Origin of the sequence: Aquincola agrisoli (genome assembly GCF_036621135.1) — a bacterium.
Taxonomy (GTDB): domain Bacteria; phylum Pseudomonadota; class Gammaproteobacteria; order Burkholderiales; family Burkholderiaceae_C; genus Aquincola; species Aquincola agrisoli.
In genome coordinates, this window is record NZ_JAZIBG010000003.1 from 67,597 (window position 1) to 90,377 (window position 22,781).

Annotated in this window: 23 protein-coding genes; 10 read left to right on the forward strand and 13 right to left on the reverse strand. The window is 70.8% G+C overall.

Features of this window, described 5'->3' with window-relative positions:
- The first annotated feature begins 103 nt into the window (after positions 1-103).
- Positions 104-640 carry an FxDxF family PEP-CTERM protein gene (locus tag V4F39_RS00790; RefSeq protein ID WP_332287320.1) on the forward strand — a complete coding sequence of 179 codons (537 nt, stop codon included), beginning with the start codon at positions 104-106 and terminating at the stop codon, positions 638-640.
- Between the two features lie 307 nt (positions 641-947).
- Complete coding sequence (locus V4F39_RS00795) at positions 948-1,355, forward strand: ELWxxDGT repeat protein (protein WP_332287321.1); 408 nt, start codon at positions 948-950, stop codon at positions 1,353-1,355.
- Positions 1,356-1,379: 24 nt separating this feature from the next.
- On the opposite strand, the gene V4F39_RS00800 is transcribed toward V4F39_RS00795, so the two are convergent.
- From V4F39_RS00800 to V4F39_RS00815, 4 genes are all read right to left on the reverse strand, one after another.
- Positions 1,380-2,780: an ELWxxDGT repeat protein gene (locus tag V4F39_RS00800; RefSeq protein ID WP_332287322.1), complete on the reverse strand. Its 1,401-nt coding sequence runs from the start codon at positions 2,778-2,780 to the stop codon at positions 1,380-1,382.
- Between the two features lie 95 nt (positions 2,781-2,875).
- A complete protein-coding gene (locus V4F39_RS00805; protein ID WP_332287323.1) occupies positions 2,876-3,856 on the reverse strand; it encodes a ThuA domain-containing protein in 981 nt (326 codons plus the stop codon).
- A 241-nt stretch (positions 3,857-4,097) separates the two neighbouring features.
- On the reverse strand, positions 4,098-4,832 hold the full coding sequence (locus V4F39_RS00810; RefSeq protein ID WP_332287324.1) for an IclR family transcriptional regulator: 735 nt from the start codon (positions 4,830-4,832) through the stop codon (positions 4,098-4,100).
- Between the two features lie 149 nt (positions 4,833-4,981).
- Positions 4,982-5,563 (reverse strand): TetR/AcrR family transcriptional regulator, encoded by a 582-nt coding sequence (locus V4F39_RS00815; RefSeq protein ID WP_332287325.1) that lies wholly within the window; start codon positions 5,561-5,563, stop codon positions 4,982-4,984.
- Positions 5,564-5,683: 120 nt separating this feature from the next.
- Here V4F39_RS00815 and V4F39_RS00820 point away from each other — a divergent pair, with 120 nt between their 5' ends.
- From V4F39_RS00820 to V4F39_RS00830, 3 genes are all read left to right on the forward strand, one after another.
- Complete coding sequence (locus tag V4F39_RS00820; protein ID WP_332287326.1) at positions 5,684-6,052, forward strand: hypothetical protein; 369 nt, start codon at positions 5,684-5,686, stop codon at positions 6,050-6,052.
- 90 nt (positions 6,053-6,142) lie between these two features.
- A complete protein-coding gene (locus V4F39_RS00825) occupies positions 6,143-6,898 on the forward strand; it encodes a TerC family protein (RefSeq protein ID WP_332287327.1) in 756 nt (251 codons plus the stop codon).
- Between the two features lie 37 nt (positions 6,899-6,935).
- On the forward strand, positions 6,936-7,628 hold the full coding sequence (locus V4F39_RS00830; RefSeq protein WP_332287328.1) for a Bax inhibitor-1/YccA family protein: 693 nt from the start codon (positions 6,936-6,938) through the stop codon (positions 7,626-7,628).
- Between the two features lie 47 nt (positions 7,629-7,675).
- Here the strand turns inward: V4F39_RS00830 and V4F39_RS00835 are convergent, their stop codons facing one another.
- A complete protein-coding gene (locus V4F39_RS00835; protein WP_332287329.1) occupies positions 7,676-8,332 on the reverse strand; it encodes a CDP-alcohol phosphatidyltransferase family protein in 657 nt (218 codons plus the stop codon).
- 232 nt (positions 8,333-8,564) lie between these two features.
- Here V4F39_RS00835 and V4F39_RS00840 point away from each other — a divergent pair, with 232 nt between their 5' ends.
- Genes V4F39_RS00840 through V4F39_RS00850 form a run of 3 tightly spaced genes read left to right on the forward strand, consistent with a single transcriptional unit; the run spans position 8,565 to position 12,721 of the window.
- Positions 8,565-10,094 (forward strand): sensor histidine kinase, encoded by a 1,530-nt coding sequence (locus tag V4F39_RS00840; RefSeq protein WP_332287330.1) that lies wholly within the window; start codon positions 8,565-8,567, stop codon positions 10,092-10,094.
- Positions 10,095-10,102: 8 nt separating this feature from the next.
- Entirely contained in the window at positions 10,103-11,683 is a 1,581-nt protein-coding gene (locus tag V4F39_RS00845) for a DUF3369 domain-containing protein (protein ID WP_332287331.1), read from the forward strand.
- A 33-nt stretch (positions 11,684-11,716) separates the two neighbouring features.
- Positions 11,717-12,721 carry a GGDEF domain-containing response regulator gene (locus V4F39_RS00850; RefSeq protein WP_332287332.1) on the forward strand — a complete coding sequence of 335 codons (1,005 nt, stop codon included), beginning with the start codon at positions 11,717-11,719 and terminating at the stop codon, positions 12,719-12,721.
- Between the two features lie 9 nt (positions 12,722-12,730).
- Here V4F39_RS00850 and V4F39_RS00855 read toward each other — a convergent pair whose 3' ends face one another.
- Genes V4F39_RS00855 through V4F39_RS00890 form a run of 8 tightly spaced genes read right to left on the reverse strand, consistent with a single transcriptional unit; the run spans position 12,731 to position 19,808 of the window.
- Positions 12,731-14,041: an MSMEG_0569 family flavin-dependent oxidoreductase gene (locus V4F39_RS00855; RefSeq protein WP_332287333.1), complete on the reverse strand. Its 1,311-nt coding sequence runs from the start codon at positions 14,039-14,041 to the stop codon at positions 12,731-12,733.
- A gap of 6 nt (positions 14,042-14,047) precedes the next feature.
- A complete protein-coding gene (locus V4F39_RS00860; RefSeq protein ID WP_332287334.1) occupies positions 14,048-14,335 on the reverse strand; it encodes an MSMEG_0570 family nitrogen starvation response protein in 288 nt (95 codons plus the stop codon).
- A 33-nt stretch (positions 14,336-14,368) separates the two neighbouring features.
- On the reverse strand, positions 14,369-15,598 hold the full coding sequence (locus tag V4F39_RS00865; protein ID WP_332287335.1) for an MSMEG_0565 family glycosyltransferase: 1,230 nt from the start codon (positions 15,596-15,598) through the stop codon (positions 14,369-14,371).
- On the reverse strand, positions 15,591-16,598 hold the full coding sequence (locus tag V4F39_RS00870) for a sll0787 family AIR synthase-like protein (protein WP_332287336.1): 1,008 nt from the start codon (positions 16,596-16,598) through the stop codon (positions 15,591-15,593). The genes V4F39_RS00865 and V4F39_RS00870 overlap by 8 nt, the downstream gene beginning before the upstream one ends.
- Complete coding sequence (locus V4F39_RS00875) at positions 16,595-17,179, reverse strand: MSMEG_0567/Sll0786 family nitrogen starvation N-acetyltransferase (RefSeq protein ID WP_332287337.1); 585 nt, start codon at positions 17,177-17,179, stop codon at positions 16,595-16,597. The genes V4F39_RS00870 and V4F39_RS00875 overlap by 4 nt, the downstream gene beginning before the upstream one ends.
- Positions 17,176-18,285: an MSMEG_0568 family radical SAM protein gene (locus tag V4F39_RS00880; RefSeq protein WP_332287393.1), complete on the reverse strand. Its 1,110-nt coding sequence runs from the start codon at positions 18,283-18,285 to the stop codon at positions 17,176-17,178. The genes V4F39_RS00875 and V4F39_RS00880 overlap by 4 nt, the downstream gene beginning before the upstream one ends.
- The gene (locus V4F39_RS00885; RefSeq protein WP_332287338.1) at positions 18,248-19,312 is read right to left on the reverse strand and encodes a Nit6803 family nitrilase; all 1,065 of its coding nucleotides are present in this window, start codon (positions 19,310-19,312) and stop codon (positions 18,248-18,250) included. Before V4F39_RS00885 ends, V4F39_RS00880 begins: the two co-directional genes overlap by 38 nt.
- Positions 19,313-19,325: 13 nt before the next feature.
- Entirely contained in the window at positions 19,326-19,808 is a 483-nt protein-coding gene (locus tag V4F39_RS00890; protein WP_332287339.1) for an MSMEG_0572/Sll0783 family nitrogen starvation response protein, read from the reverse strand.
- 360 nt (positions 19,809-20,168) lie between these two features.
- Between V4F39_RS00890 and V4F39_RS00895 the strand changes: the two genes are divergently transcribed.
- Entirely contained in the window at positions 20,169-21,563 is a 1,395-nt protein-coding gene (locus V4F39_RS00895) for an aminotransferase-like domain-containing protein (RefSeq protein WP_332287340.1), read from the forward strand.
- A 162-nt stretch (positions 21,564-21,725) separates the two neighbouring features.
- The gene (locus tag V4F39_RS00900; protein ID WP_332287341.1) at positions 21,726-22,727 is read left to right on the forward strand and encodes an SGNH/GDSL hydrolase family protein; all 1,002 of its coding nucleotides are present in this window, start codon (positions 21,726-21,728) and stop codon (positions 22,725-22,727) included.
- Positions 22,728-22,781: the final 54 nt, after the last annotated feature.

Genomic DNA, 22,781 nt, shown 5'->3' on the forward strand with positions numbered 1-22,781 from the left:
AGGAAACCCCCACGTGCGACAGAACGTATCCGCCTCTAAGCTCCGGGCAGACTGGAACCATCTCAGGCTCCGGCATCACGCAACCAGCGAGGAGTACCCACCCATGAGCATCGCGAAAACCTTCAAATCCGCGGCCATCGCAGCAGCCCTGGTGGCAGCCGGCGCATCCGCCCAGGCCGTCACCGTCGTCACGCTGCCCGATCACAACGGCGGCTTCGGCACGGCGAGCCTGGAAGCGGTGGGCACCTTCTTCTTCGACGCCTCGCTGTTCAGCAACATCAGCGAGATCGGCAGCGTGGTGCTGTCGGGCACCTTCGGCACGGGCGGCTGGCCCAACGACCACACCGCCCTCGGCGACCTGTACGCCGACGGCATCACGGTGGCCACCTGCGACTACAGCAGCACCTGCTGGCTGCCCGGCGCCGGCGCCCAGAGCTGGAGCTACACCTTCACGGTCGAGCAGTACACCGCCTTCCAGGACGGCCAGCTGAGCCTGGTCGCCGACAAGCTGTACCACGACGAGGTCAATCGCTTCGGCAGCCTCACGCTGACGATCAGCCCGGTGCCCGAGCCCGGCTCCTACGCCCTGATGGGCGCCGGCCTGGGCCTGCTGGCCTGGATGCGCCGCCGCCGCGCCTGACCTGCCCCGCACGGACACAGGCCGAAGGGCGCCGCAAGGCGCCCTTCTTCATGGTGGGCGCGCGGTTTGTGCAGCCCGGATCGGGAGCTCTCAGGGCAAGCCCCAGTGGCACGCAATTGACAGGCGCCGAGCCCGCCCACGATACTGCGCCCCGTCCGACGAATGGAACACGATTCTGCAGAGAAGAACATTTCGCTACAGCGAAGACAGGACAGGGGGGCTTCCGCGCACCCTCCACACCACGCGCCCGCTGGGCGTGCTGGACATCCAGCCCGGTTCCGCCAGTTCCGCACCGCGACTCCTCACCGTGGTACGGGACCGGCTCTTTTTTGTCGCGCACGACAGCGCCGGCGGGACCGAACTCTGGGTCAGCGACGGCACCGGCGCCGGCACGGTGATGGTCAAGGACATCCTGCCCGGCGCGCAGGGCGCCAGGCCGCGCCACCTCGCGGCGATGGGCAGCACGCTCTTCTTCGCGGCGGACGACGGCCGCAACGGCATCGAACTGTGGAAGAGCGACGGCACGGCGGCCAGCACCGTGATGGTGGAGGACCTGAACGAAGGCAGCGGCGGCTCCTTCCCGCACGACTACGCTCGCGTGGGCGATGCGGTGTTCTTCGCGGCCGACGACGCACGAGGCTTCACGTCGCTGTGGCGCCTCGATGCGGCCGGCGGCCTGCGCAAGGTACCTGCGCCGGGCGACGCGGCGCCGTAGCCGCGGCACGTCCGCCTCCGGTGCCTACTCGGCAGCCCGCGAAGCGGCCTTCTGCGCGAGCAGCGGCCTCGCGCCTTCCTTGTCCAGCAACCACAGCCGCGACACGCCGGCGGCATCGTCCGCGACGAACACCAGCGCGTCTCCGAAGGCCATGAAGTGCCGCGGCGGCGACGCCTTGGCACCGGGCACGCCCTCGATCGGCCGGGTGCCGGCCTCGATGCCGTCGCTGCGCCAGGCCCTGAGGCCGGTCTCGCCGTCGGGCCACGCCCAGACGACCCCTTCCTTGAAACGGGTCAGGCCGGTGGGCTGCGAAGGCGTCGCGACAGTCGGCAGGCGCTTGACCGCCACCGTGCCCTCCGCGCTGCCGTCGCTGCGCCAGAGCGCCGTGCCCTCGGCGTCGTCGGCGATGAAATACAGCGCATCGCCCACGGCCGTCAGTTCGCGCGGCGCCGACTGCCGATAGCGGCGCGGATCGACGTCCTTGACCATCACCGTGCCGGCCTCGGTGCCGTCGCTCTTCCACAGCTCCGCGCCGGCGCGGCCGTCATGGGCGCCGAAGTACAGCGTGCCGCCGATGCGGACCAGGTCCCGCGGCGCGGACCCGTTGATCCCCATGCGGATGTCCTTCACCAGGCGCGTGCCTGCGGGGGAGCCGTCGGTGGCCCACAGCTCGGCACCATGGGCCTCGTCGTGCGCCACGAAGTAGAGGGTCTCGCCCGCCGCGAACAGGCTGTCGAACCGCGTCAGCGCATGCCCCGGATTCAGGTCGGCCACGAGGCGCGTGCCGCGCGCGGTGCCGTCGCTGACCCACAGCTCCGCGCCGTGGCGGCCGTCGTCGGCGATGAAATGCAGGCGCTTGCCCACCACCGTCAGCACGCGCGGCATCGACGCATGCATGCCCGGCCAGATGTCGGCCACCCGCCGCGTGCCTTGCGCCGTGCCGTCGGTGCGCCACAGTTCGAAGCCCGACTCGCCATCGTCGGCGACGAAGAACAGGTCGCCGTCGAATTCGATCAACGCGCCGGGCATGGAACCTTCGGGGCCCGGCCGCAGGTCCTTGACGATGCGCGTGCCTTCCGGCGTTCCGTCCGTCGTCCACAACTCCAGGCCCGTGCGGCCGTCGTCCGCGGTGAAGAACGCCCGGTTGCCCACCCGCAGCAGCTCGCCGGGGTATGCACCGCCGGCGCCGGGCTGGACGTCCCGCACCAGGCGCGTGCCGGCAGGGGTGCCGTCCGTGCGCCACAGCTCGTGGCCGTGCACGTCGTCGCTCCCGGCGAAGAGCAGATGCGTCTCGAACGCCGCCGGGCGCCGGGTGACGGAGGGGCCTTGCAGCTGCGCCTGCGCGAGGCCGGCGGCGGACAGCAGCAACAGCAGCGCGCCGCGGCGCAGGCGGCGCAAGCCGGGCATGGGTAAGCGCGGGATCATCGGTCGTGCGGCAGCAGGTCGGAATGAAAAAGGCCCGGGAGCCGCAGGCCTCCGGGCCGGAACCGGGCCCGTCCCCGGGCCCAAGCGCACTCTTCTTACTTGCAGAAGGGCACCAGGCCCATCACCGACTTGATGCCGTTGACGACGTGCTTCTGGAAGGCCATCGCACCCTCCACCTTGAACTGCGCCGTGTTGATCTGGTCGGCCGGCAGGAAGGCGTTGGAATCGTGGCCCAGCGTGGTGACCCACGACTTGCCGCCGTCGTAGTACTGGCACCAGCTCACCGGATGGAACTTGCCATGGCCCGGATGGCCGCCGGTCGCACGCTTGACGGCCAGCGTCTCGGTGTCGACGGTCGCCAGGAAGCGCACGTTGGTCGGGAACGGCACCAGCGTGTACCACTCGTCCTTGAAGCCGACGCGGGTCGGCAGGCCGGCGGTGGAGACGTCGGTCTTGTTGACGAACACGATGTCGCCGTTCTGGTTCGCGCCGTGGTCGTAGAAGTTGGCGTTGCCCAGCAGGCCTTCGTACCAGGGCCAGTTGTATTCCGTGCCGAATGCGTTGTGGATGGCCACGAAGCCGCCGCCGCCCTGGATGTACTTGCGCAGCGAGGTCTTCGCCGCATCGACCTGGGTGCCGCCCGCCGCCGTCTTGGCGTGGTCGGTCATCGTGTCACGCGACGTGCTCAGGAAGATCACGGCCTTGTAGTTGTTCAGGCTGTTCAGGCGCGTGACGTCCTCGGTCCAGTCGACCTCGATGCCCTCGTCGTTCAGCAGGCGCTTCAGGTGATGCTGAGCGATGTTGCGGGTGGGATCCAGCGTGGGGTTCAGGCCGGCCGGCAGGGCCGGGCCCAGGTTGGCGTGGCGCGGGCCCGCGGTGCGCGAATAGATCAGCACCTTGTTCTGGCGCACGCGGCCCCAGTCGCTGTAGCAGGCCGGGTCGAGGCCGCGGCAGACGTTGTAGATCGGATCGAAAAAGCCCTTCGGGCCATTGCCGGCCTGAGCCATCGCTCCGCTCGACAGGCCCATCATCGCCACGCCGGCCACAGCGCCCGACAGCTTGACCAAATTCACCATTCCTTGACTCCTCTGCATGATGTTTCCTTCCGATGAACGGAGTAGGTTGACTCCTCCAAGACGTCTTGCGACACGGGCCCGCCCCGCGCCCAGCAGTTCTGTTTAATAGAACGCCGTTTTGTTCTTGGCAAAAGAAGTATATGAACCGACTTCGAGGTGTCAATCAGTGTCGGCCTCAGGAGTTCTATCCTGCAGAACACGATTGCATCGTCCGCCCCCCACGAACGATGACTTCCCCGGATCAGCGTCCTGTGCCCGGAGGAAAGCTGCCGCCCAGCGATGCGGTGATGCGGCGCGCGGCGGCCAGCACATCCTTCGCGTGGTCGGGCACCAGGCGGTGCACCGGCATCGTCAGCGTGACCGCGCCGGCCAGTTCGCCGGTGACCTGGAACACCGGCGCGGAGATGCCCGCCAGCTCGGGCACGCGGTCGCCGCGCATCACCACGACGCCGTCGCGGCGTATGCGGTCGAACAGCGGCCCGGGGGCGCCCGAGAAGGCCTGCAGGATGCGGCCGCCGGAGCCGCGGTCCATCGGCATCAGGTCACCGGCGCGCGCATGGTCGCGCACGGGATGCGGCGAGTCCACGCGGTACAGGCACAGGCGCATGTCGCCCTGCTGCACATGGAAGGCCGCGCTCTCCAGCGTGGCGCTGGTCAGCTCCTTCAGCGCCGGCACGACCACGGCCTCCAGCGAGAACGACGCGGCGTACACCGCATTGAGCCGCGCGATCTCCGGGCCCAGCACGTAGCGGCCATTGGCATGGCGCATCACCACGCGAGCATGTTCCAGCGAAGCGAGCAGGCGCAGCACGGTGCTCTTGTAGAGGCGGCATCGCTCCGCCAGCTGCGTGAGCGACAGCGAGGGCTGCGCCGTGCTGAACGCGGACAGCAGCGTCAACGCCCGATCGACACCGGCCGATCCGCCAGGCGCAGCGCGTTCGTCGGCAACCGAAGGCATGGCAGCACGTTTGGGCATGCAGGGGACGCAACCGTCAGGGGTAGTCGAAAGGTTCCCAATAATAGATCGACGTTCTGTCAAATGGAACTGGGGAATAACGCGGGGTCGGCATGCCGCAGGCCTGCGCGGCCGCCTGAAGGCGGGCGGATCGAGCGCGGCGGGCCGGCTCAGGGCTTGTCGTGGTCGGCGATCAGCGCCTTGCGGGCCGCCGCCAGCACGGCCCGGCCACGCGCGTTGTCGCCCAGCGCGCGCGCGATCTGCAGGCTGCCCACCAGGGTGCCGGCGATCACCGGTGCACGGTCCTCGGGCACGCCGGGCGGCAGCGCGGCCCGCACCCGTTCCACGAGCTTCTGCACACGCGCGACCGAGGCCTCCTGCACCTCGGGCGCCTGGCGCGGCATCTCCGAGACCAGGGCCGCGACCGGGCAGCCCTGCTCGGTGGAGGCCAGGTGGGCGTCGGCCAGGTACAGCTCGACCAGCGCGCGCAACGGGCTGGCCCCCCGTGCGAGCCGGGCCGCCGTCCGCTCGTCGAGCCGGGCGGCGCTGTCGCGGCCGGCACGCTCGATCGCCTCGGCGAGCAGCGCGTTGCGCGACGCGAAGTGCGCATAGAAGCCGCCGTGGGTCAGGCCGGCCTCCCTCATGATGTCGGCCACCCCGACGCCCGCATAGCCGGCGCGCCGGATCGCCCGCGCCGCCGTCTCGACGATGCGGTCGTGCGTCACCTCGCGGCGGCTACGCTTTGGTTGCATGGCGGGCGGCACCGATTCCATGACGGTCATCATAGGCCACCGTGCGTAGGTGCAGGCGCACAAGCCGCCGACGCCCCCGCCGGCAGCGCTGGCGCCGCGCGCTTCTACAATCAGCGTTCGATGCTTCCGCGCGTCCTCACCTTCTTCGTCGCGTTCATGCTGTTCTGGTTCGGCCTTGCCGCGCCGGAACCCGTGGCCGCGGCCGCCGCCCCCGAGGCGGCGGCACAGGTGGAAACGTCGCTGGCCGGGGTGGAGCAAGGCTCGCCGGGCCACGAGCGTGCCGCCGGCGACCCGCCGGGCGAGAAGCCCTTCGTGCAGCTCCACGCGGAGGGCGCGGCCGACGTGCCCGCGCTGCTGCCGGTCCGTCCCGCGGCCGACGCGCCCACGCTGACGATGGGGCGCCCGCGCCCCTACGCCACCGCCGCCTGGCTGGCCCCCTACCTTGACGGACTCCAGCGGCCGCCCGCCGCGCCCGGGATCCGCGACTGACGCTGCCGCGGCCCTGGCCGCTGGCACCCGCCGGCCCCTTGCATTCCGCACTGCGGCCGGTACTGCGCGGCTTCGCTGCCGCTTCCCATCATGGACGCCCTGCTAGACCCCAACATCTGGATCGCCTTCGCGATGCTGACCGCCCTGGAAATCGTCCTGGGCGTGGACAACATCATCTTCATCTCCATCCTCGTCGGCCGGCTGCCGCCGGAAGTTCGCGACAAGGCGCGGCGCCTCGGCCTGGGCTTCGCGATGGTCTCGCGGCTGCTGCTGCTGTTCTCGCTGAGCTGGGTCATGAGCCTGACGGCGGACCTGTTCAACGTGCTGGGCCAGGGCATCAGCGGCCGGGACATCGTGCTGCTGCTGGGCGGCCTGTTCCTGCTCTACAAGGCCTCGCACGAGATCTTCGTCGAGGTGGAGGCGCCGGAGCAGGACGGCCCGCCCCCGACGGACACGGCCGCCGTCAAGGCGGCCGGCAATCGCCTCTTCTGGAGCATCATCGGCCAGATCGCGGTCATCGACATCGTGTTCTCGCTCGACTCGGTGATCACCGCGGTCGGCATGGTCGACCAGATCGGCGTGATGGTCGCCGCCGTGGTCACCTCGGTCGGCGTGATGCTGGTCGCCGCGAAGCCGATCGGCGAGTTCGTCGACCGCCATCCGTCCGTCAAGGTGCTCGCGCTCGCGTTCCTCGTGATGGTGGGCATGGCACTGACCGCCGAAGCCTTCGAGATGCACGTGCCCAAGGGCTACATCTACGCGGCGATGGCGTTCTCCCTCGCCGTCGAGGCGCTCAACATCCGTTCCCGCGGCAAGCGGCGCAAGGCGGCCGAGGCCGCCGCCTGACCCCCCACCCACCTTCGTTCCCCCCAAGGAAACTGCCATGAACCAGACCTTCCCCACCTACCAGGCCGGCACCGCCGGCACCTCCGTCGCCGAACGCAACCGCGTCCTGCGCAACACCTACTGGCTGCTCGCGCTGTCGATGGTGCCCACCGTGCTGGGCGCCTGGATCGGCGTGTCGACCGGCATCGCGCGCGCGATGTCGCCGGGCATCGGCCTCATCGTGTTCCTCGTCGGCGCCTTCGGCTTCATGTTCGCGATCGAGAAGACCAAGAACTCCGCCGCCGGCGTGCCGATGCTGCTGGCGTTCACGTTCTTCATGGGGCTGATGCTGTCGCGGCTGGTGGGCAGCGTGCTCGGCCTGGCCAACGGCGCCAGCCTGATCATGACGGCCTTCGCAGGCACCGGCGCGATCTTCCTGGGCATGGCCTCGCTGTCGTCGATCATCAAGCGCGACCTGACCTCGATGGGCAAGTGGCTCTTCATCGGCATGATCATGCTGCTGGTCGCCGGCATCGCCAACTTCTTCATCCAGTCCAGCGCGCTGATGATCACGCTGTCGGTGCTGGCCATCGGCATCTTCTCGGCCTTCATCCTGCACGACCTGAAGCGTGTGCAGGACGGCTATGAGACCAACTACATCACCGCCACGCTCGGCGTGTACCTCAGCCTCTACAACGTGTTCCAGTCGCTGCTCGCGCTGCTGGGCATCTTCGGCGGCCGCGACGAGTAAGCGCCCTCCCCTGCCGCGGCGCCGCCTGCGCGCCGCGGCATGGCCGGTCAGAGCTTCGGAATCCGCAGGGTCTTGCTGGCCATCAACGTGCCGGAGAGCACGAACAGCAGCGACAGCGGGTGCAGCACCCAGGGGCCCAGCACCCAGGCCCCGCCCCACAGGGCCTCGCCCACGCGACCCTGCCACATCGCCACCGCCAGCACCGCGGTGAGCAGCACGCTCGTGGGAATCGGCGTGCCCTCGAAATAGGCGACCTTGTCGCCGCCCCCCGAAAGCGACTCGGCGGTCACGTTGTACCGTGCCAGCCGGCTGACGCCGCAGCACACGAAATACACCAGCGCTGCGGCATCCCAGCCGCCCTGCAGCCCGGCCGCGAAGCCCAGCGCCGCCGGCCCCACGCCGAACGAGACCACGTCGGCCAGCGAATCCAGCTCCCGCCCGAGCGCCGACGACTGCCGGCGCCACCGGGCGATGCGCCCGTCGAGCACGTCGAACAGCAGCGCGGCGGGCGCCATCGCGGCAGCCAGCCAGAAGTGGCGCACGTCGCCGAGCTGCAGGTAGCGCATCGCGAACAGCACCGAGGCGACGCCGCAGGCCGCATTGCCCAGGGTGAAGAAATCGGCGAGCTGGAAGTCCCGGATCATCGAGAAATGGCGCCGCTGCGCGGGGGCGGCGGCGGGCGGCTTGCTGTGCGTCAGGGCCATGGGTGTTCTCCGCGTGGCGAGGCTCGGACCTCGAGTGGATACCGAATCGGTTCCGCAAGGCAGCCCGCACCGGCGCATTGCGCCGTCGGAACCGGCCTACGGACCGCGTCCATCCCGGCAAATTCCGCAAATTCGGCTCAAGTTCCAAGCACAAATGAACGAAATGATATTGTCGCCACAGTAGCACCTCCACCGTGCCACGAGGTCCATTTCGAATCACCTGCTGCAACGCGTGCTGTCCATCTACATCCTGGTGACGATGGCCATCTTTGCTGCAGACATGGCGCTTCAGTATCGCAGCCACCGCCAAGGCATCATGGCCGAACTCTCGATGCTGCAGCGGACCTTCGAGCGCAGCGTCGGCTACGCGCTCTGGCACATGGACCGCCGGCAGCTCGACGCCGCCGTCGTCGGCATGCTGGAGATGCCCAGCGTCAGCCGCGTCACCGTCACCGGGCCGGAGGGCGAGATCGTCAGCGAGGCGTCGTCCGGTGAAGCGCGCAAGCAGCGGCACCTGCTGCCGATCAGCACCTTCTCGTCGTCGATGCCGCTGGTGCATGCCAGCGGAAGCGCGCCGCCGGTCGCGCTGGGCACGCTGGAGATCCAGTCGAACAGCAGCGTCATCCTCCACCGCCTGCAGGGCGTGCTGCTGTTTGCCGCGCTGACGGCGGCGATCAAGACCGCGGTGCTCGTGCTGCTGCTGCGCCGGCACTTCGACCGCATCCTGTCGCGCCCGCTGTTCGAGATCGCCCGGCGTGCCGGCCAGATCAACCCCAAGGATCCCGAAGTGCGGCCGCTGCCCGTCAAGCCCGGCGAGCCCGACGAACTCGACGTGATCTCCTCGGCGATCAACGGCCTGCTGCAGGAAGTGGCCGCCACCGTCGGCGCCTTCGACGCCCTCAACAAGAACCTCGAATCCCAGGTGGAGCAGCGCACCGCCGCACTGCAGCAGTCCAACGCGGCGCTGGCGCAGTCGATCGAGCAGCTGCACCTGGCGCAGCAGAGCCTGGTCGAGTCTGAGAAGATGGCGGCACTCGGCGGCCTGGTGGCCGGCATCGCGCACGAGATCAACACCCCCGTCGGCCTGGGGCTGACCGGCGCCTCCCACTTCGCCTACATGGTCCAGCAGCTGGAGACGCGCTTTCGCGCCGGCGAACTGGAGGAGGCGCAGTTCGAGCGCTTCCTCGTCGATTCCAGGGAGCTTGCGCGGTCCATCTGCGTCAGCCTGGAGAAGGCGGCGGCATTGGTGCGCAGCTTCAAGCTGGTGGCGGTGGACCAGGGCAGCGACGAGCTGCGCCGCTTCGGCGTGCGCCAGTACATCGACGACGTGGTGCTCACCCACCACCCGGCGCTGCGCAACGGCAAGGTGGCCGTGCACGTCGACTGCGACCGCCAGCTCGAGGTCACGAGCTACCCCGGCGCGTGGTCGCAGCTGCTGTCCAACTTCATCAACAACTCGGTCACCCACGCCTTCGACGCCGGCACCCGCGAGCCCGCCATCCGCATCGCCGTGCAGGAGGACGGGCAGGACATCGTGCTCACCTATGCCGACAACGGCAAGGGCATGCCCGAGTCCGTGGCCCGCCGCGTCTACGAGCCCTTCTTCACCACCAACCGCCAGAACGGCGGCAGCGGCCTCGGGATGCACATCGCCTACAACCTGGTCCGCCAGCAGCTGCTGGGCAGCATCGCGCTGCAGACGGCGCCCGGCGAAGGATGCGCGTTCACGCTGCGGCTGCCGAAGCAACTGCCGACGACCTGAGCCTGCCCATGTTCAAGAAACCCGCTCCCTCGCCCGACGCCCCGGCCGCCGCCGTGCCCCCCTGGCGCGTGCTGGTCGTCGACGATGCCGCCGAAGTGCACTCGATCACCCGGCTCACGCTGAGCGACTTCGAGTACCTCGGCCGGCCGCTGGCCTTCCTGGGCGCCACGAGCGCCGCCGAGGCACGCGAGCTGCTCGCCGCCACGACCGACATCGCGCTCGCGTTCATCGACGTCGTGATGGAAACGGACCACGCCGGGCTCGATCTCGTCACCCACATCCGCAACGTGCTGGGCGACCGCAACATGCGCATCATCCTGCGCACGGGGCAGCCGGGCATGGCGCCGGAACGCCAGGTGATCCGCGACTTCGAGATCAACGACTACATGAACAAGACGCAGGCGTCGGCGGACAAGCTCTACACCTCGACGCTGGCCGCGCTGCGCGCCTACGACGGCCTGGTGACGCTGGAGCGCTCGCGCCGGCAGCTGGAGTGCTACCGCGACGGCCTGGAGACCGTGATCGAGGCCACGTCCAACCTGTTCGAGCAGCGCTCGCTGCGGCTGTTCGCCAGCGGCCTGCTGCGCCAGCTCAGCGCGATGCTCGCCGGGGCCCACCAGTCGATGATCGTGCGCGCCCACGGCGTGAGCGTCATGCAGACCGGCAGCGGCTTCGAGGTGCTGGCCAAGGCGGGCCGCTTCGACGACCCGCAGGCCGATCCGCTGTCGCCGCAGGTCGCGCAGCGGCTGCAGGCCTGCATGGCGCGCCAGCGCTCGGCCTTCGACGGCGACACCTTCGTGGGCTACTTCCCCACCCGCAGCGGCGTCACCAACCTCATCTACCTCGACGGCGTGCAGGGCGCCGGCGCGGTCGACATGCGGCTGCTCGACATCTTCTCGAAGAACATCTCGATCGCCTTCGAGAACCTGTACCTCGACCGCGAGGTGCGCGAGACCCAGGCCGAGATCATCGCGACGCTGGGCGACGTGGTCGAGACGCGGTCGAAGGAGACCGCCAACCACGTGCGCCGCGTGGCCCACCTGTCGGCGCTGCTCGGTGCCGCGGCCGGGCTGGACGAGGAGCATTGCAGCCTGCTCCTCGCGGCGTCCCCGATGCACGACGTCGGCAAGGTGGCCATCCCGGACAGCATCCTGCTCAAGCCGGGCCCGCTCACAGACGACGAGTGGGTGTGCATGAAGGAGCATGCCCGTATCGGCGAGGAGGTCTTCGGCCGCTCGACCCGGCCCATGCTGCGCGCGGCCGCGATCATCGCCGGCCAGCACCACGAGAAGTACGACGGCACCGGCTACCCGCGCGGGCTGCGCGGCGAGGAGATCCACATCTTCGCGCGCATCGTCGCGCTGGTGGACGTGTTCGACGCCCTCGCGCACGCGCGCTGCTACAAGCCGGCGTGGCCGATGGACCGCGTGCTGCAGCTGCTGCGCGACGAACGCGGCCGCCACTTCGACCCGCAGCTCGTCGACTGCCTGCTGGCCGAGATGGACGCCGTGCTCGACGTGCTGGCGCGCTACCCCGACGGCACGCAGGCGGCTGCCGCCGCGGCCGTCGCGCCCGCCGGCCTGCATTGAGGCGGCCATCCCACGCGCCCGCGCCGCCCGACCATGTTCAAGCCGCCGAGCACCCCCGCAGCGACCGCCGCCGATGCGCCGCTCCCTCCGTGGAAAATCCTCATCGTCGACGACGAACCGCTCGTCCACCTGATGACACGCATGGCGCTGTCGGACCTGCGCTTCCGCCACCGCGGCGTGGAGTTCCACACCGCGGAGAACCTCGCCGACGCCTGGGCCACGCTGCGCCGCGTACCCGACATCGCCGTCGCGCTGATCGACGTGGTGATGGAGACCGACAGCGACGGCCTGGCGCTGGTCGAGCGCATCCGCAACGAACTCGACGACCCCGCGATGCGCATCATCCTGCGCACCGGCCAGCCGGGCCTGACGCCCGAGCGCACCGCCCTGGCGGAGTACGACATCAACACCTACCTCGACAAGTCGACCACCGACGCGAACCGCCTCTACGGCGCGGTGCTGACGGCGCTGCGTTCGTACAGCGAGGTGTCGCGGCTGCGGCAGACCGTGCGGCACCTCGAGGCCCTGTCGGCCACCGACCAGCTCACCGGGCTCAACAACCCCAGCACCCTGCGCTCAACGCTGTGCAAGGCGCTGAGCAGCGCGCAGCGCCGCGGCGAGCCTTTGTCGGTGGTGTTCCTCGACCTGGATGATTTCAAGCGCGTCAACGACCTGCACGGCCACCAGCGCGGCAACGAGATCCTCAGCGCCGCGGGCGCCGCCATCCTGGCCAACTCCCGGCTGGAGGACGGCTGCTTTCGCTACGGCGGCGACGAGTTCTTCGTGATCCTGCCCAACTGCACCGAGGACCAGGTGCGCGAGCACTACCTGAGGCGCCTGCTGCCGGCCTTGGAGCGCATCGGCATCGGCGTGAGCCACGGCGTGGCCCAGGCCGGGCCCGAGGCCTACGACGACGCCGACACGCTGATCCAGCGATCCGACCAGAACATGTATGCCGTCAAGCGCGAACGCCAGCGCCGGCGCCAGGCCGGCCGGCCGGTGGCGCCCGTGGCAGCGCCGGCGGGGCCGATCGCCTGAGCGGGTGGTTCAGGCCAGCGCGATCGCGGCGCGCGCCGCGGGCACGCCGGCCGCCGCCTGCTGCGGCCGTTGAGCGATGAGCCCCGCGAGATGCTGCGCATCGCGTGCGATGCCCGAGAAGCGGCCCGATCCCCAGGTGTGCAGCCACGGCAGCCCCAGGAAGAACAGCCCGGGCAGCGCGGTGACGCCGCGATGGTGCTGGGGCTGCCCGCGGCCGTTGAAGACGGGCGCATCGAGCCAGCCGAAGTCGGGGGCGAAGCCGATGCACCAGACGATGGCTGCGATGCCGGCCTCGCGCAGGTCGATCTGGCCGCGCTCTTCCGCCGGCGCCCACACCGGCTCGTAGCGGCCGCCCGGCGGCGCGTCGATGCCTTCGCGGGCGATGTACTGGTCGATGCTGGCGTTGATGCTGTTGTAGACCGCGTCGGCGCGGTCGAGCACCTCGGCCACGTTGGGCTTGAAGCGCAGCGTGGTGCCGTCCACGCCCTCCATCGCGCCGAAGAGCTGCATGCCTTCGGCGGCGAAGCGGCGCAGGTCGATGTCGCGCCCGCCGTCGCGGCCGGTCACGTAGTGGTTGGTGTTGTCGCGCACGCCCTCGCGCAGCGGGTGCTTCTCGACCGGCATCTCGTAGTAGCCCATGTCGGCCAGCCAGTCGACCACGTCGCGGCCGCGGTAGAAGCGCGCGCAGCGCGGCGCGTCGCCCGCGGCCAGCAGCACGCGGCGGCCGGCCAGGTGCAGGTCTTCAGCGATCTGCGCGCCCGACTGGCCCGAACCCACCACGAGCACCGCGCCTTCGGGCAGCGCCGCGGCGTTGCGGTACTGCTCGGAGTGGAGCTGCAGCACGTCGGCCGGCAGGCGCTCGGCCATGCGCGGCACGATGGGCACGTGGTAGCCGCCCGAGGCGACGACCACGTGGTCGGCGGTGCAGTGCAGCGTGTCGCCGCCCTGCGCGTACTGCACGTCGAAGCCGCCCGAGGCGCGGGGCCGCACCCGTTGCACCGCCACGCCCTCGCGCAGCGGTGCATCCACCTTGCGGCGGAACCCGTCGAGCCACGCGACGATCTCGTCCTTCTTCATGAAGCCGTGCGGATCGTTGCCGGCATACGGGTGGCCCGGCAGCGCGCACTGCCAGTTGGGCGTGACGAGGCAGAAGTTGTCCCAGCGCTGCGTGCGCCACACGTGCATGGCGGTGTGCTTCTCGAACACGACGTGCTCGACGCCGGCGGCCGACAGGCAGGCGCTCATCGACAGCCCCGCCTGCCCGCCGCCGACGATGACGACGCGGTGGTGGGGAACGGCTGCGGTGGTGGGATGGGACATGGCGGGCTACTCCTGGAAGGCCAGCATCTGCACGCGGGCGTCGGGTTGGTCGGTGAAGCGCGCGGCTTGCGCCTCGATGACGTCGAGCTGGTCGGCGGCACGCGAGCACGCGAAGCCGTACTTCGCGGCCACGCGGTCGGAGGCGATCTGCGTGGCCTCGCGCACGCGGCGCAGGAACTCGGGCAGCGCGTAGCTGCCGCCGGGCTCGAAGTAGTCGCGGATCACCAGCGACGGCGAATAGCAGGTCGATTCGCTGGCATCGGGCCAGCGGAGGCGGTAGTGCATGGCAGGCATGGCGGTCTCGGGTCGGGCTGAATGGAAGATCGGTCAGGCGGCTTCGCGCGCAGGTGCCGTATCGCGCACCGGGCTGCCATACAGCGCCAGGTGGTGTTGCGCGCTCTCGGCCCAGCCGAAGCGGCTGCAGACCGCGGGCGGTGCGCGCCGGCCCAGCGCCACCGCCGCGCGCAGCGCATCGGCGATCGAGTCGGCGTCGAGCGGGTCGGCCCAGTGCACGTCGCCGTCGCCGAAGTGCTCGGTGAACGGAGCGATGCGCGACACCACGGCACGCGTGCCGCAGGCCAGCGCCTCCAGCGCGGCCAGGCCAAAGCCTTCCAGCAGCGACGGCATCGCCAGCACGTCGGCGCTGCGGTAGAGCGCGGGCATCCCGGCATCGGGCACGGGACCGAGCAGCACGACGGGCCGGCCCGGGCCGATGGCCAGGCCCGCCGCGGCAGCTTCCGCATGGAAGGCGGCGACTTCGCCGGCATGGTCGAGCACGCTCGCGCCGCCGGCCACGACCAGCTGCGCGCGCGGCAGCTGCCGTCGCAGGCGGGCGAAGGCCTGCAGCGTGCGGCGCGTGTTCTTGCGCTGCTCGATGCCGCCCACCGTGAGCACGAGGGGCGAGGCCGGCCGTCCGCCGGCGGCGGGCCGGGGCGCGGCTTCGGCATCCGCCAGCCACAGCCCGAGCTCGTGCGCCACGGCGGCGTCGGCCGGCTGCGGCGCGGCCGAGAAGCGCACCGGGTCCACGCCGTTGCGCACCTCGTGCGCGGCCAGGCCGTGCTGCTCGCGCAGCCGCCGGCGCCACAGCGCGCTCACGCACAACAGCAGCCGCGCCTCGCGCAGCGAGCGTTCCTCCCACGCCTGCACCTGCGCGTCGGCGAAACGGTCGACGTGGTGCACCGTGCGCACGTAGCCGTCGATCAGGCCCTCGGCCTGCAGATCGGCCAGCGCGTTGGCGCCGATGCCGTCGTGCGCGTGCAGCACGTCGAAGTGCTGGTGCCGCAGCAGCGCCCGCAGGTGCGACCGCACGGCGTCGATGCGTGCGCGCACGCCGTCCGCGAGCGCCGTGCCATCGGCCTGCGGCACCAGCGGTGCGAGCGACACGCGGCAAGGCGTCTCACGGAAGAAACGCTGGCCGCGTGCGGCGGGCGCGATCAGCGTGACCTCATGGCCCGCGGCCTGCAGCGCACGGCCGAGTTCCAGCACGTGCACCACGCCGCCGCGCGGGTTCACCGAATGTGTCAGCAGCGCGATGCGCCGCGCAGCGTGTTCAGCCATGGCCCGCCTCCCGCGGCGCAAGGATGAACGGCCGCTCGCCCAGGTCCCACAGCAGCGCCTCGCCGTCGCGGTGCCGCAGCCGCACCTGCGGCGCTGCGGTGACGTGGCCGATCGCCGCGCAGGCGATGCCGCGCGCCGCGAAGCGCTCGCGCACCGCATCCGCCTGCGCGGGCCGCACGCTGAGCACGAAGCCGTAGCTGGGGAAGGCGGTCAGCCAGCGCAGCATGGCGGCATCGTCGTCGGCCGCGATGCTGCGGGGCCGCGGCACCGCGTCGGCATCGATGCAGGCGCCGGCCTGCGAGCAATCGAGCAGCATCAGCGCGGTGCCGATCGCGCCGGCCATGCTGATGTCCTTGGCCGCGTCGGCCAGGCCGGCTTCGGCCAATGCGGGCAGCACGTCGAGATCACCGCGCAGTCGTTCGGCCGGCGCCTCGGTGGAGGCGTTCCAGTACGGATACGGCTCCTGCCAGTGGCCGCGCAGGTCGACGGCGGCCAGCAGCACGTCGCCGGGCCGGGCGTCGAAGCTGCTGAGCAGCCGCTGCGCGCGGCCGAGGATGGCCACCGACAGCTGTGACCGCGCGCTGCGATGGTTGCTGTGGCCGCCGACCACCGGCACGCCGTAGCGGCGCGAGGCCTCGGCCATGCCCTGCATCAGCGGCCCGGCGGCCTCGGTGCCCGCGCTCCACAGCGCATCGACCACCGCGATCGGCCGACCGCCCATCGCATACACGTCGCTCACGTTGACCATCACGCCGCAGTAGCCGGCGAACCAGGGCTCCTGCTCGACGAAGTCCTCGACGAAGCCCTCGATCGCCAGCAGCAGGTGGCCGCCGGCCCCGTCGGCGATCGCGGCGCAGTCGTCGCCGTTGGGCACGCCGAGCAGCCCGGGCGGCACCGCAGCGGCGTTCGACAATGCGGCCATCGCGTCGCCGATGCCGCGCTTGTGGGCAAAGCCGCGGCTCTCGCGCAGCGCGATGCACAGGCGCTCGGCGGGCGTCATGCCGGCCTCCGGCCTGCGCCGCTGCGGCTCACGTAACCTGTATAGACATCGAGGCACGGCGGGTAGTGCGACAGGTCGGCCTGCATCAGCATGTGCGGCCGGCCGTGCAGCGTCTCTTCCTTCAGTGCCTGCCAGTGCAGCCGTTCGAAGAGCGGCACGTTCTGCTGCTGCACGTGGGCCAGGAACACGCGGCAGCCGCGGGCGTGCGCGCTGGCCACCGCCAGCTGGATGAGCGTCGCGCCGATGCGGCCGTGGTGGCGGAAGGCGGCATGCACGGCCAGGCGCGAGCCCCACCACAGGCCGGGCTCGGCCTGGTGGATGCGCACGGTGCCCACCACCTGGTCGGGCATGCCGCCCATCTGCGACAGCGCCACCAGCGTCTGCGCCTGCGGGTCGATCGCGTCGAGGTCGTCGCCCTCGAACACGCCCTGCTCCTCGCAGAACACGGCGCGGCGCAGCGCCATCGCCTCGCCACGCTCCCAATCACCCGCGGCCCACTTCACGCGGAACTCGCAGGCCACGAAGGCTGGGACGTCGAGCGGCTCGAAGGCCCAGGCCACGGGCGACGCGGCGGCACTCATGCCACCACCTCCCGCTGCACGTCGGCCGTCTCGTACTGCGACAGCGAGGAGCACGCGCCGCACTTGCCGCAGCCGGCCTTGATGTCGGCCGAGCGGATGCCGGCGCGCGACACCATCGCGCCCAGCGGCTCCAGGATCGACTTCATCCACCCGGCATCGGGCGCCGGATGGTCTTCGAGCGGGGTGCCGCCGATGGGCACGAAGGGCACCACGAACGGGTACACGCCCAGGCCCACCAGCGTCTCGCACATCGCGAGGATCTCCTCGCGCGTGTCGCCCAGGCCGGCGAGGATGTAGGTGCTGACCTGGCCGCGGCCGAACACCTTGACCGAGGCCTCGAACGCCGACAGGTAGCGCGACACCGGCACCGTGGCCTTGCCCGGCATGATGCGCTCGCGCACCGCGGGGCTCACGGCTTCGAGGTGCATGCCCAGCGTGTCGATGCCGGCGGCCTTCATGCGGTCGAACCAGCGGTCGTCGTCGGGCGGCTCGCACTGGCCCTGCAGCGGCAGTTCGCGCCCGGCCGGCAGCCCGGCCTGGATGGCGAAGGCGCTCTCGGCCAGCACCTTCGCGCCGCGGTCGTCGCCGGGCGGCGTGCCGGTGGTCATCACCATGTGCTTCACGCCGTCGAGCAGCACGGCCATGCGCGCCACCTCGGCGAGTTGCGCCGGCGTCTTGTGGGCGATGGTGCGGCCGGCGGCCAGCGACTGGCCGATCGCGCAGAACTGGCAGGCCTTGCGCCGGCTCTCGTAGCGGATGCAGGTCTGCAACACCGTGGTGGCCAGCACGTCGGCACCGTGCAGCGTGGCGATGTGCGAATAGGGCACGCCGTCCAGCGTCTGCAGCGCATAGAAGCGCGGCACCTTCGGGAACTCGATGCGCGCGATCGGGATGCTGCCGCGCTTGAGCAGGCTGGCGCCGCCGGCATCGGGCGCGTCGGCCACGAAGGGCGACTGCCACGCGCTCGACGTGTGCACCGGCACCATGATCGTGTGGCCGTCGACGGTGACGGCCTTGTGGTCGGACGGCCCCGCGCCGCCGCGGCGGCTGGGCGCGCCCGCGCCGGGGTCAAGCAGCCGCAGCCCGGACGACTGCAGCTCGGTCATCAGCTGCCGCGCGGCCGCCGACGGCGTGGAGGGCTGGGGTGTCGGCATGGTCATGGGCGTTACTCCCGTTCGAAATTGCAGGGGCGGTGACCGGCTCGGTGCCGGGCATCGGGAACATCGGCGCGGCCGGCCGGCTGTCGATCGCCAGGCTCAGCAACTCGGGCCTGGCGTAGTGGCCCACCGAATCCATCATCCGTTTGCGCTTGGTGATCAGCGCCATGTCGAGGTCGGCGATCACCATGCCCTCGCCTTCGTTCAGCGGCTCGGCGAGGTACTTGCCCTCGGGCGACACGATGGCCGTGTGGCAGCCGCCGCGCAGCGCGCGCTGCAGGCCGGCGTCGGGCGTCACCGCGGCGATCTGCGCATCGGTGAGCCAGCCGGTGGCGTTGATGACGAAGCAGCCCGATTCGAGCGCGTGGTGGCGGATGGTCACCGCCATCTGCTCCGCGAAGATGGGCCCCACCAGCGAGCCGGGGAACTGCGCGCAGTGGATCTCCTCGTGCTGCGCCATCAGCGCATAGCGGGCCAACGGGTTGTAGTGCTCCCAGCAGGCCAGCGCCCCGACGCGGCCCACGGCCGTCTCGGCCACGCGCAGGCCGGCGCCATCGCCCTGGCCCCACACCATGCGCTCGTGGTAGGTGGGCGTGATCTTGCGGCGCTTCAACTTCAGCGTGCCGTCGGCGTCGAACAGCAGCTGCGTGTTGTAGAGGCTGCCGTGGTCGCGCTCGTTCACGCCCAGCAGCACGACCACGCCGCGCGCCCTGGCGCGATCGGCCACCGCCTGCGTCACCGGCCCTGGCACCACCACCGCCCGCTCCATCAGCGCGAGGTGCGGCGCGCCCTGCTGGCAGGGCGGCAGCACGAACGAGAAGTACGGGTAGTAGGGCACGAAGGTCTCGGGGAACACGACGATCTGCGCGCCCTTGGAGGCGGCGCCGTCGATGGCCTCGCAGACCCGGTTCAGCGTGCCGTCGATCGCGTCGAAGTCCGGCGCGATCTGCACGGCCGCAGCGCGAATGGTGGTCATGCTGCAGCCCGCCTCACAGCGTCCAGGTGTCGAGGATGAACGCGTTGCTCTTGCGGTGCAGCAGGATGATGTCAAGCACGTCGAGCGGGTTGATCGGGCGGATGCCTTCGATCAGCGCGCCTTCGCCGTGGCCGTACAGCGCCTGCAGCGCGAAGCGGCACGCATACACCTTGCCGCCTTCGGCGATGAACTTGGCGATCTGGTTGTTGAAGTTCTGGTGGCCGGGGAAGGCCTCGTCGCCCAGCGTCGGGAAGCCGCGCTTCACGCCCAGCGTGACGCCGGGGCCGTACAGCAGCACGCTGGTCTCGAAGCCCTTGCGCTGCAGCCGCGTGGCCTGCAACAGGTTGACGAAGCCGATCGAGCCTTCGAACGCCACGGTGTGGAAGGTGACCAGTGCCTTCTCGCCGGGCTCGGCCTTCACGTCCTCGAAGACCTTCTCTTCGTAGTCGACGAGGTGCTCGCCTTTCTCGTTGGCAGGGCGGGTGACTTTGGGCATGGCGTACTCCGTGGTGGCGTGGGGTTGAGGCTGCGGGCCGGGGCGGCCGCGCCCTCCTCCCTTTGCACGCGATGTGCCACGGCGGCATGCGATCGATGCGATCAATGGCCGATCAATCAACACGGATGCGCGGCCCGGCCATTCGTAAATTTTTGAGCGGCCGTCCGGCCGTGCCGGACGACGCGTGCAGCTCGCCCCGGCCGCACCGGCCAGAGGCGCAGGCCATGCGATCAATGCACCCGATCAACGGGATCGACTGCACCAAGCCTGTACGCGCGGAGGGCCTGCGGACGCCGCCGGGCTGGCATGGCGAATGCAATCAATGCCACGCTTGAACCCGATCAACCTGCCTGCAGCCCGATGACCAAGCCCACTGCCCACTGGCGCAAGCGGCTGCTCGCGACCGAGCGCCCCGCCTACCTCGCGATCCCCGACCTGATCGCCGAGGACCTGCGCGACGGCCGCCTCGCGGCACGCGACCGCCTGCCCACGCTGCGCGAGCTGGCCGAAGACCTGCACCTGAACTACACCACCGTCGCGCGGGCCTATGCCGAGGCGCGCAAGCGCGGGCTGATCGATTCGCGCGCGGGCTATGGCAGCTTCGTGCGTGGCAAGGCGCCGGCCCTGCCGCTGCGCGGCGGCAGCGGCGCGGAGATGACGATGAACCTGCCGCCCGAGCCGTCGGACGCGGCGCTGCTCGCGCGCATGCACGAGAGCGCGGCGGAGGTGATGGCGCAGTGCGACCTGTACGGCCTGCTGCGCTACCAGGACTTCGGCGGCACGCCTGCCGACCGCGAGGCCGGCGCCCACTGGCTGCGCCGGCGGCTGCCCAACGCCACCGCCGACCGGCTGCTGGTGTGCCCCGGCATCCACAGCGTGCTCACCGCGCTGCTGTCGCAGCTCGCGCGGCCGGGCGAGCTGATCTGCGTCGACGCCCTGGCCTACCCGGGCCTGAAGGCCATCGCCACGCAGCTCGGGGTGCAGCTGCATGCGCTGCCGCTGGACGACGACGGCCCCGACGTCGAGGCCTTCGAGCACGCCTGCAAGACGCTGTCGCCGAAGGCCGTGTACTGCAACCCGACGCTGCTGAACCCGACGACGATCACGATGAGCCGCGCACGCCGCGAGGCGCTGGTCGACGTCGCGCTGCGCTACAGCGTGCCCATCGTCGAGGACGATGCCTATGCGATGCTGCCCACCGAGCGGCTGCCGCGCCCGCTGGCCTGCCTGGCGCCCGACGTCACGTACTACATCACCGGCTTCTCGAAGTGCCTGGGCGCGGGGCTGCGCAACGCCTACGTGCTCGCGCCCAACGTGCGCCTCGCGCAGCGCCTGGCAGGCGCATTGCGCGCCACCACGGTCATGGCCTCTCCCGTGACCAACGCCCTCGCCACGCGCTGGGTGCAGGACGGCACGGCCGACGCGGTGCTGGAAGCGATCCGGGACGAGTGCCGCCGCCGCCATGCCCTGGCGATGGACCACCTGGGCCGCTGGGGCGTGGCGGGCCACCCCGAGTGCTTCCACCTCTGGCTGCCGCTGGCGTGCGACTGGAACATCGTCGAGTGCGCCTCGTACCTGCGCACGCAGGGCGTGGCGGTGGTGGCGAGCGCGGCCTTCAGCACCGACGGCAATCCACCCGATGCGATGCGCATCTGCCTGGGCGGCCCCGCGCCGCTCGACGCCTGCGACCGGGCGCTGCGGCTGCTGGCCGACACGCTCGACCATCCGCAGCACCCGCATGCCACCGTGATGTAACAGCAGGCCGGTGCGCCCGCCGAAGCACCCCCTAGAAGGCAATTCCTGACGGTCCGGCGGTACGCGCCAACGCCTGCCCACCGGCTTACCATGCCGGGGGTTCCGGCCGCCGCATGCCGCACGCCGGCCCGCCCCCCATATCACCCCCGAGGAGCCTTCTCCATGCAGTTCCGAACCCTCCTTCGCGTCATGCTGCTGCTGGTCGTGGCCATGTTCGCGACGGCCAGCCGGGCCACGCTGCCGAAGTTCGACACGATGTTCGTCTTCGGCGACAGCCTGTCCGATACCGGCAACGTGATGCTCGCCACGCGGCAGCAGGGCCTCGTGCCGGCCATCCCGCCCTCCGACAGCCCCTACGCCACCTACTACCAGGGCCGCTTCTCGAACGGGCCGGTGGCGGTCGAGTCGCTGTGGAAGGCGGTGTCGCTGAACAAGCTCGCGACGGTCCGCCCGTTCCTGCTCGACCGCAGCATCCCCAAGCGCGGTGCGGTGAACTTCGCGTTCGGCGGCGCCGCGACAGGCGCCTCCAACGCCACGCCCGGCGGCTTCATCGTGCCCGGCGTGCTGGGCCAGGTCGGCCTGTTCAGCGCGGCGCTGGGCAACAAGCCCGCCCCGGCCAACGCGCTCTACGTGGTCTGGGCCGGCGGCAACGACTACGGCGCCACCGGCCAGACATCGCCCGGTCCGGTCGTGGCCAACATCGCGCAGGCGATCCGCACGCTGCATGCACTGGGCGCCCGCAAGTTCCTCGTTCCCAACCTGCCGGACCTCGGCCTCTCGCCGATGGCGCAGGCACAGGGCCAGGGCGCCGCGCTCACCCAGCTGACCAAGGCGCACAACAACCTGCTGGCGCAGACCCTGCGCAACCTCTCCAGCTCGCTGCACCGCGTCAGCATCGTGCAGGCCGACATCTACAAGGTCGGCGAGGTGCTGGTCAGCACCGGCGTGGTCAGCGTGTCGCCGCCGGCGCTGGAAATGATCGCGCCCGGCACCGGCGCGGTCGACTGCCTCTTCCGCAACACCGCCACCTGCATCGACGTGCCGCTGGACGCCCCGCTGCCGCCCGTGCTGTTCTGGGACATCCTGCACCCCACCGCGCAGGTGCACGACGTGATGGCGATGACGATGTACACGCGGCTGCTGCTGAGCCGCATCTCCGACTGATCCGGCCGGCGGCCTGCGCTGCCGCGCACATAGCAGCTATGCGCACCGCCGGCA

Bases quoted from the DNA above. Each gene is read 5' to 3' on its own strand.
- V4F39_RS00885 (WP_332287338.1), bottom strand. From the start codon at position 19,312: ATGACCACCATTCGCGCTGCGGCCGTGCAGATCGCGCCGGACTTCGAC.
- V4F39_RS00845 (WP_332287331.1), top strand. From the start codon at position 10,103: ATGTTCAAGAAACCCGCTCCCTCGCCCGACGCCCCGGCCGCCGCCGTG.
- V4F39_RS00820 (WP_332287326.1), top strand. From the start codon at position 5,684: ATGCTTCCGCGCGTCCTCACCTTCTTCGTCGCGTTCATGCTGTTCTGG.
- V4F39_RS00810 (WP_332287324.1), bottom strand. From the start codon at position 4,832: ATGCCCAAACGTGCTGCCATGCCTTCGGTTGCCGACGAACGCGCTGCG.
- V4F39_RS00860 (WP_332287334.1), bottom strand. From the start codon at position 14,335: ATGCCTGCCATGCACTACCGCCTCCGCTGGCCCGATGCCAGCGAATCG.
- V4F39_RS00855 (WP_332287333.1), bottom strand. From the start codon at position 14,041: ATGTCCCATCCCACCACCGCAGCCGTTCCCCACCACCGCGTCGTCATC.
- V4F39_RS00890 (WP_332287339.1), bottom strand. From the start codon at position 19,808: ATGCCCAAAGTCACCCGCCCTGCCAACGAGAAAGGCGAGCACCTCGTC.
- V4F39_RS00875 (WP_332287337.1), bottom strand. From the start codon at position 17,179: ATGAGTGCCGCCGCGTCGCCCGTGGCCTGGGCCTTCGAGCCGCTCGAC.
- V4F39_RS00900 (WP_332287341.1), top strand. From the start codon at position 21,726: ATGCAGTTCCGAACCCTCCTTCGCGTCATGCTGCTGCTGGTCGTGGCC.
- V4F39_RS00805 (WP_332287323.1), bottom strand. From the start codon at position 3,856: ATGGTGAATTTGGTCAAGCTGTCGGGCGCTGTGGCCGGCGTGGCGATG.
- V4F39_RS00815 (WP_332287325.1), bottom strand. From the start codon at position 5,563: ATGCAACCAAAGCGTAGCCGCCGCGAGGTGACGCACGACCGCATCGTC.
- V4F39_RS00830 (WP_332287328.1), top strand. From the start codon at position 6,936: ATGAACCAGACCTTCCCCACCTACCAGGCCGGCACCGCCGGCACCTCC.
- V4F39_RS00825 (WP_332287327.1), top strand. From the start codon at position 6,143: ATGGACGCCCTGCTAGACCCCAACATCTGGATCGCCTTCGCGATGCTG.
- V4F39_RS00895 (WP_332287340.1), top strand. From the start codon at position 20,169: ATGACCAAGCCCACTGCCCACTGGCGCAAGCGGCTGCTCGCGACCGAG.
- V4F39_RS00865 (WP_332287335.1), bottom strand. From the start codon at position 15,598: ATGGCTGAACACGCTGCGCGGCGCATCGCGCTGCTGACACATTCGGTG.
- V4F39_RS00870 (WP_332287336.1), bottom strand. From the start codon at position 16,598: ATGACGCCCGCCGAGCGCCTGTGCATCGCGCTGCGCGAGAGCCGCGGC.
- V4F39_RS00835 (WP_332287329.1), bottom strand. From the start codon at position 8,332: ATGGCCCTGACGCACAGCAAGCCGCCCGCCGCCGCCCCCGCGCAGCGG.
- V4F39_RS00790 (WP_332287320.1), top strand. From the start codon at position 104: ATGAGCATCGCGAAAACCTTCAAATCCGCGGCCATCGCAGCAGCCCTG.
- V4F39_RS00850 (WP_332287332.1), top strand. From the start codon at position 11,717: ATGTTCAAGCCGCCGAGCACCCCCGCAGCGACCGCCGCCGATGCGCCG.
- V4F39_RS00880 (WP_332287393.1), bottom strand. From the start codon at position 18,285: ATGACCGAGCTGCAGTCGTCCGGGCTGCGGCTGCTTGACCCCGGCGCG.
- V4F39_RS00800 (WP_332287322.1), bottom strand. From the start codon at position 2,780: ATGATCCCGCGCTTACCCATGCCCGGCTTGCGCCGCCTGCGCCGCGGC.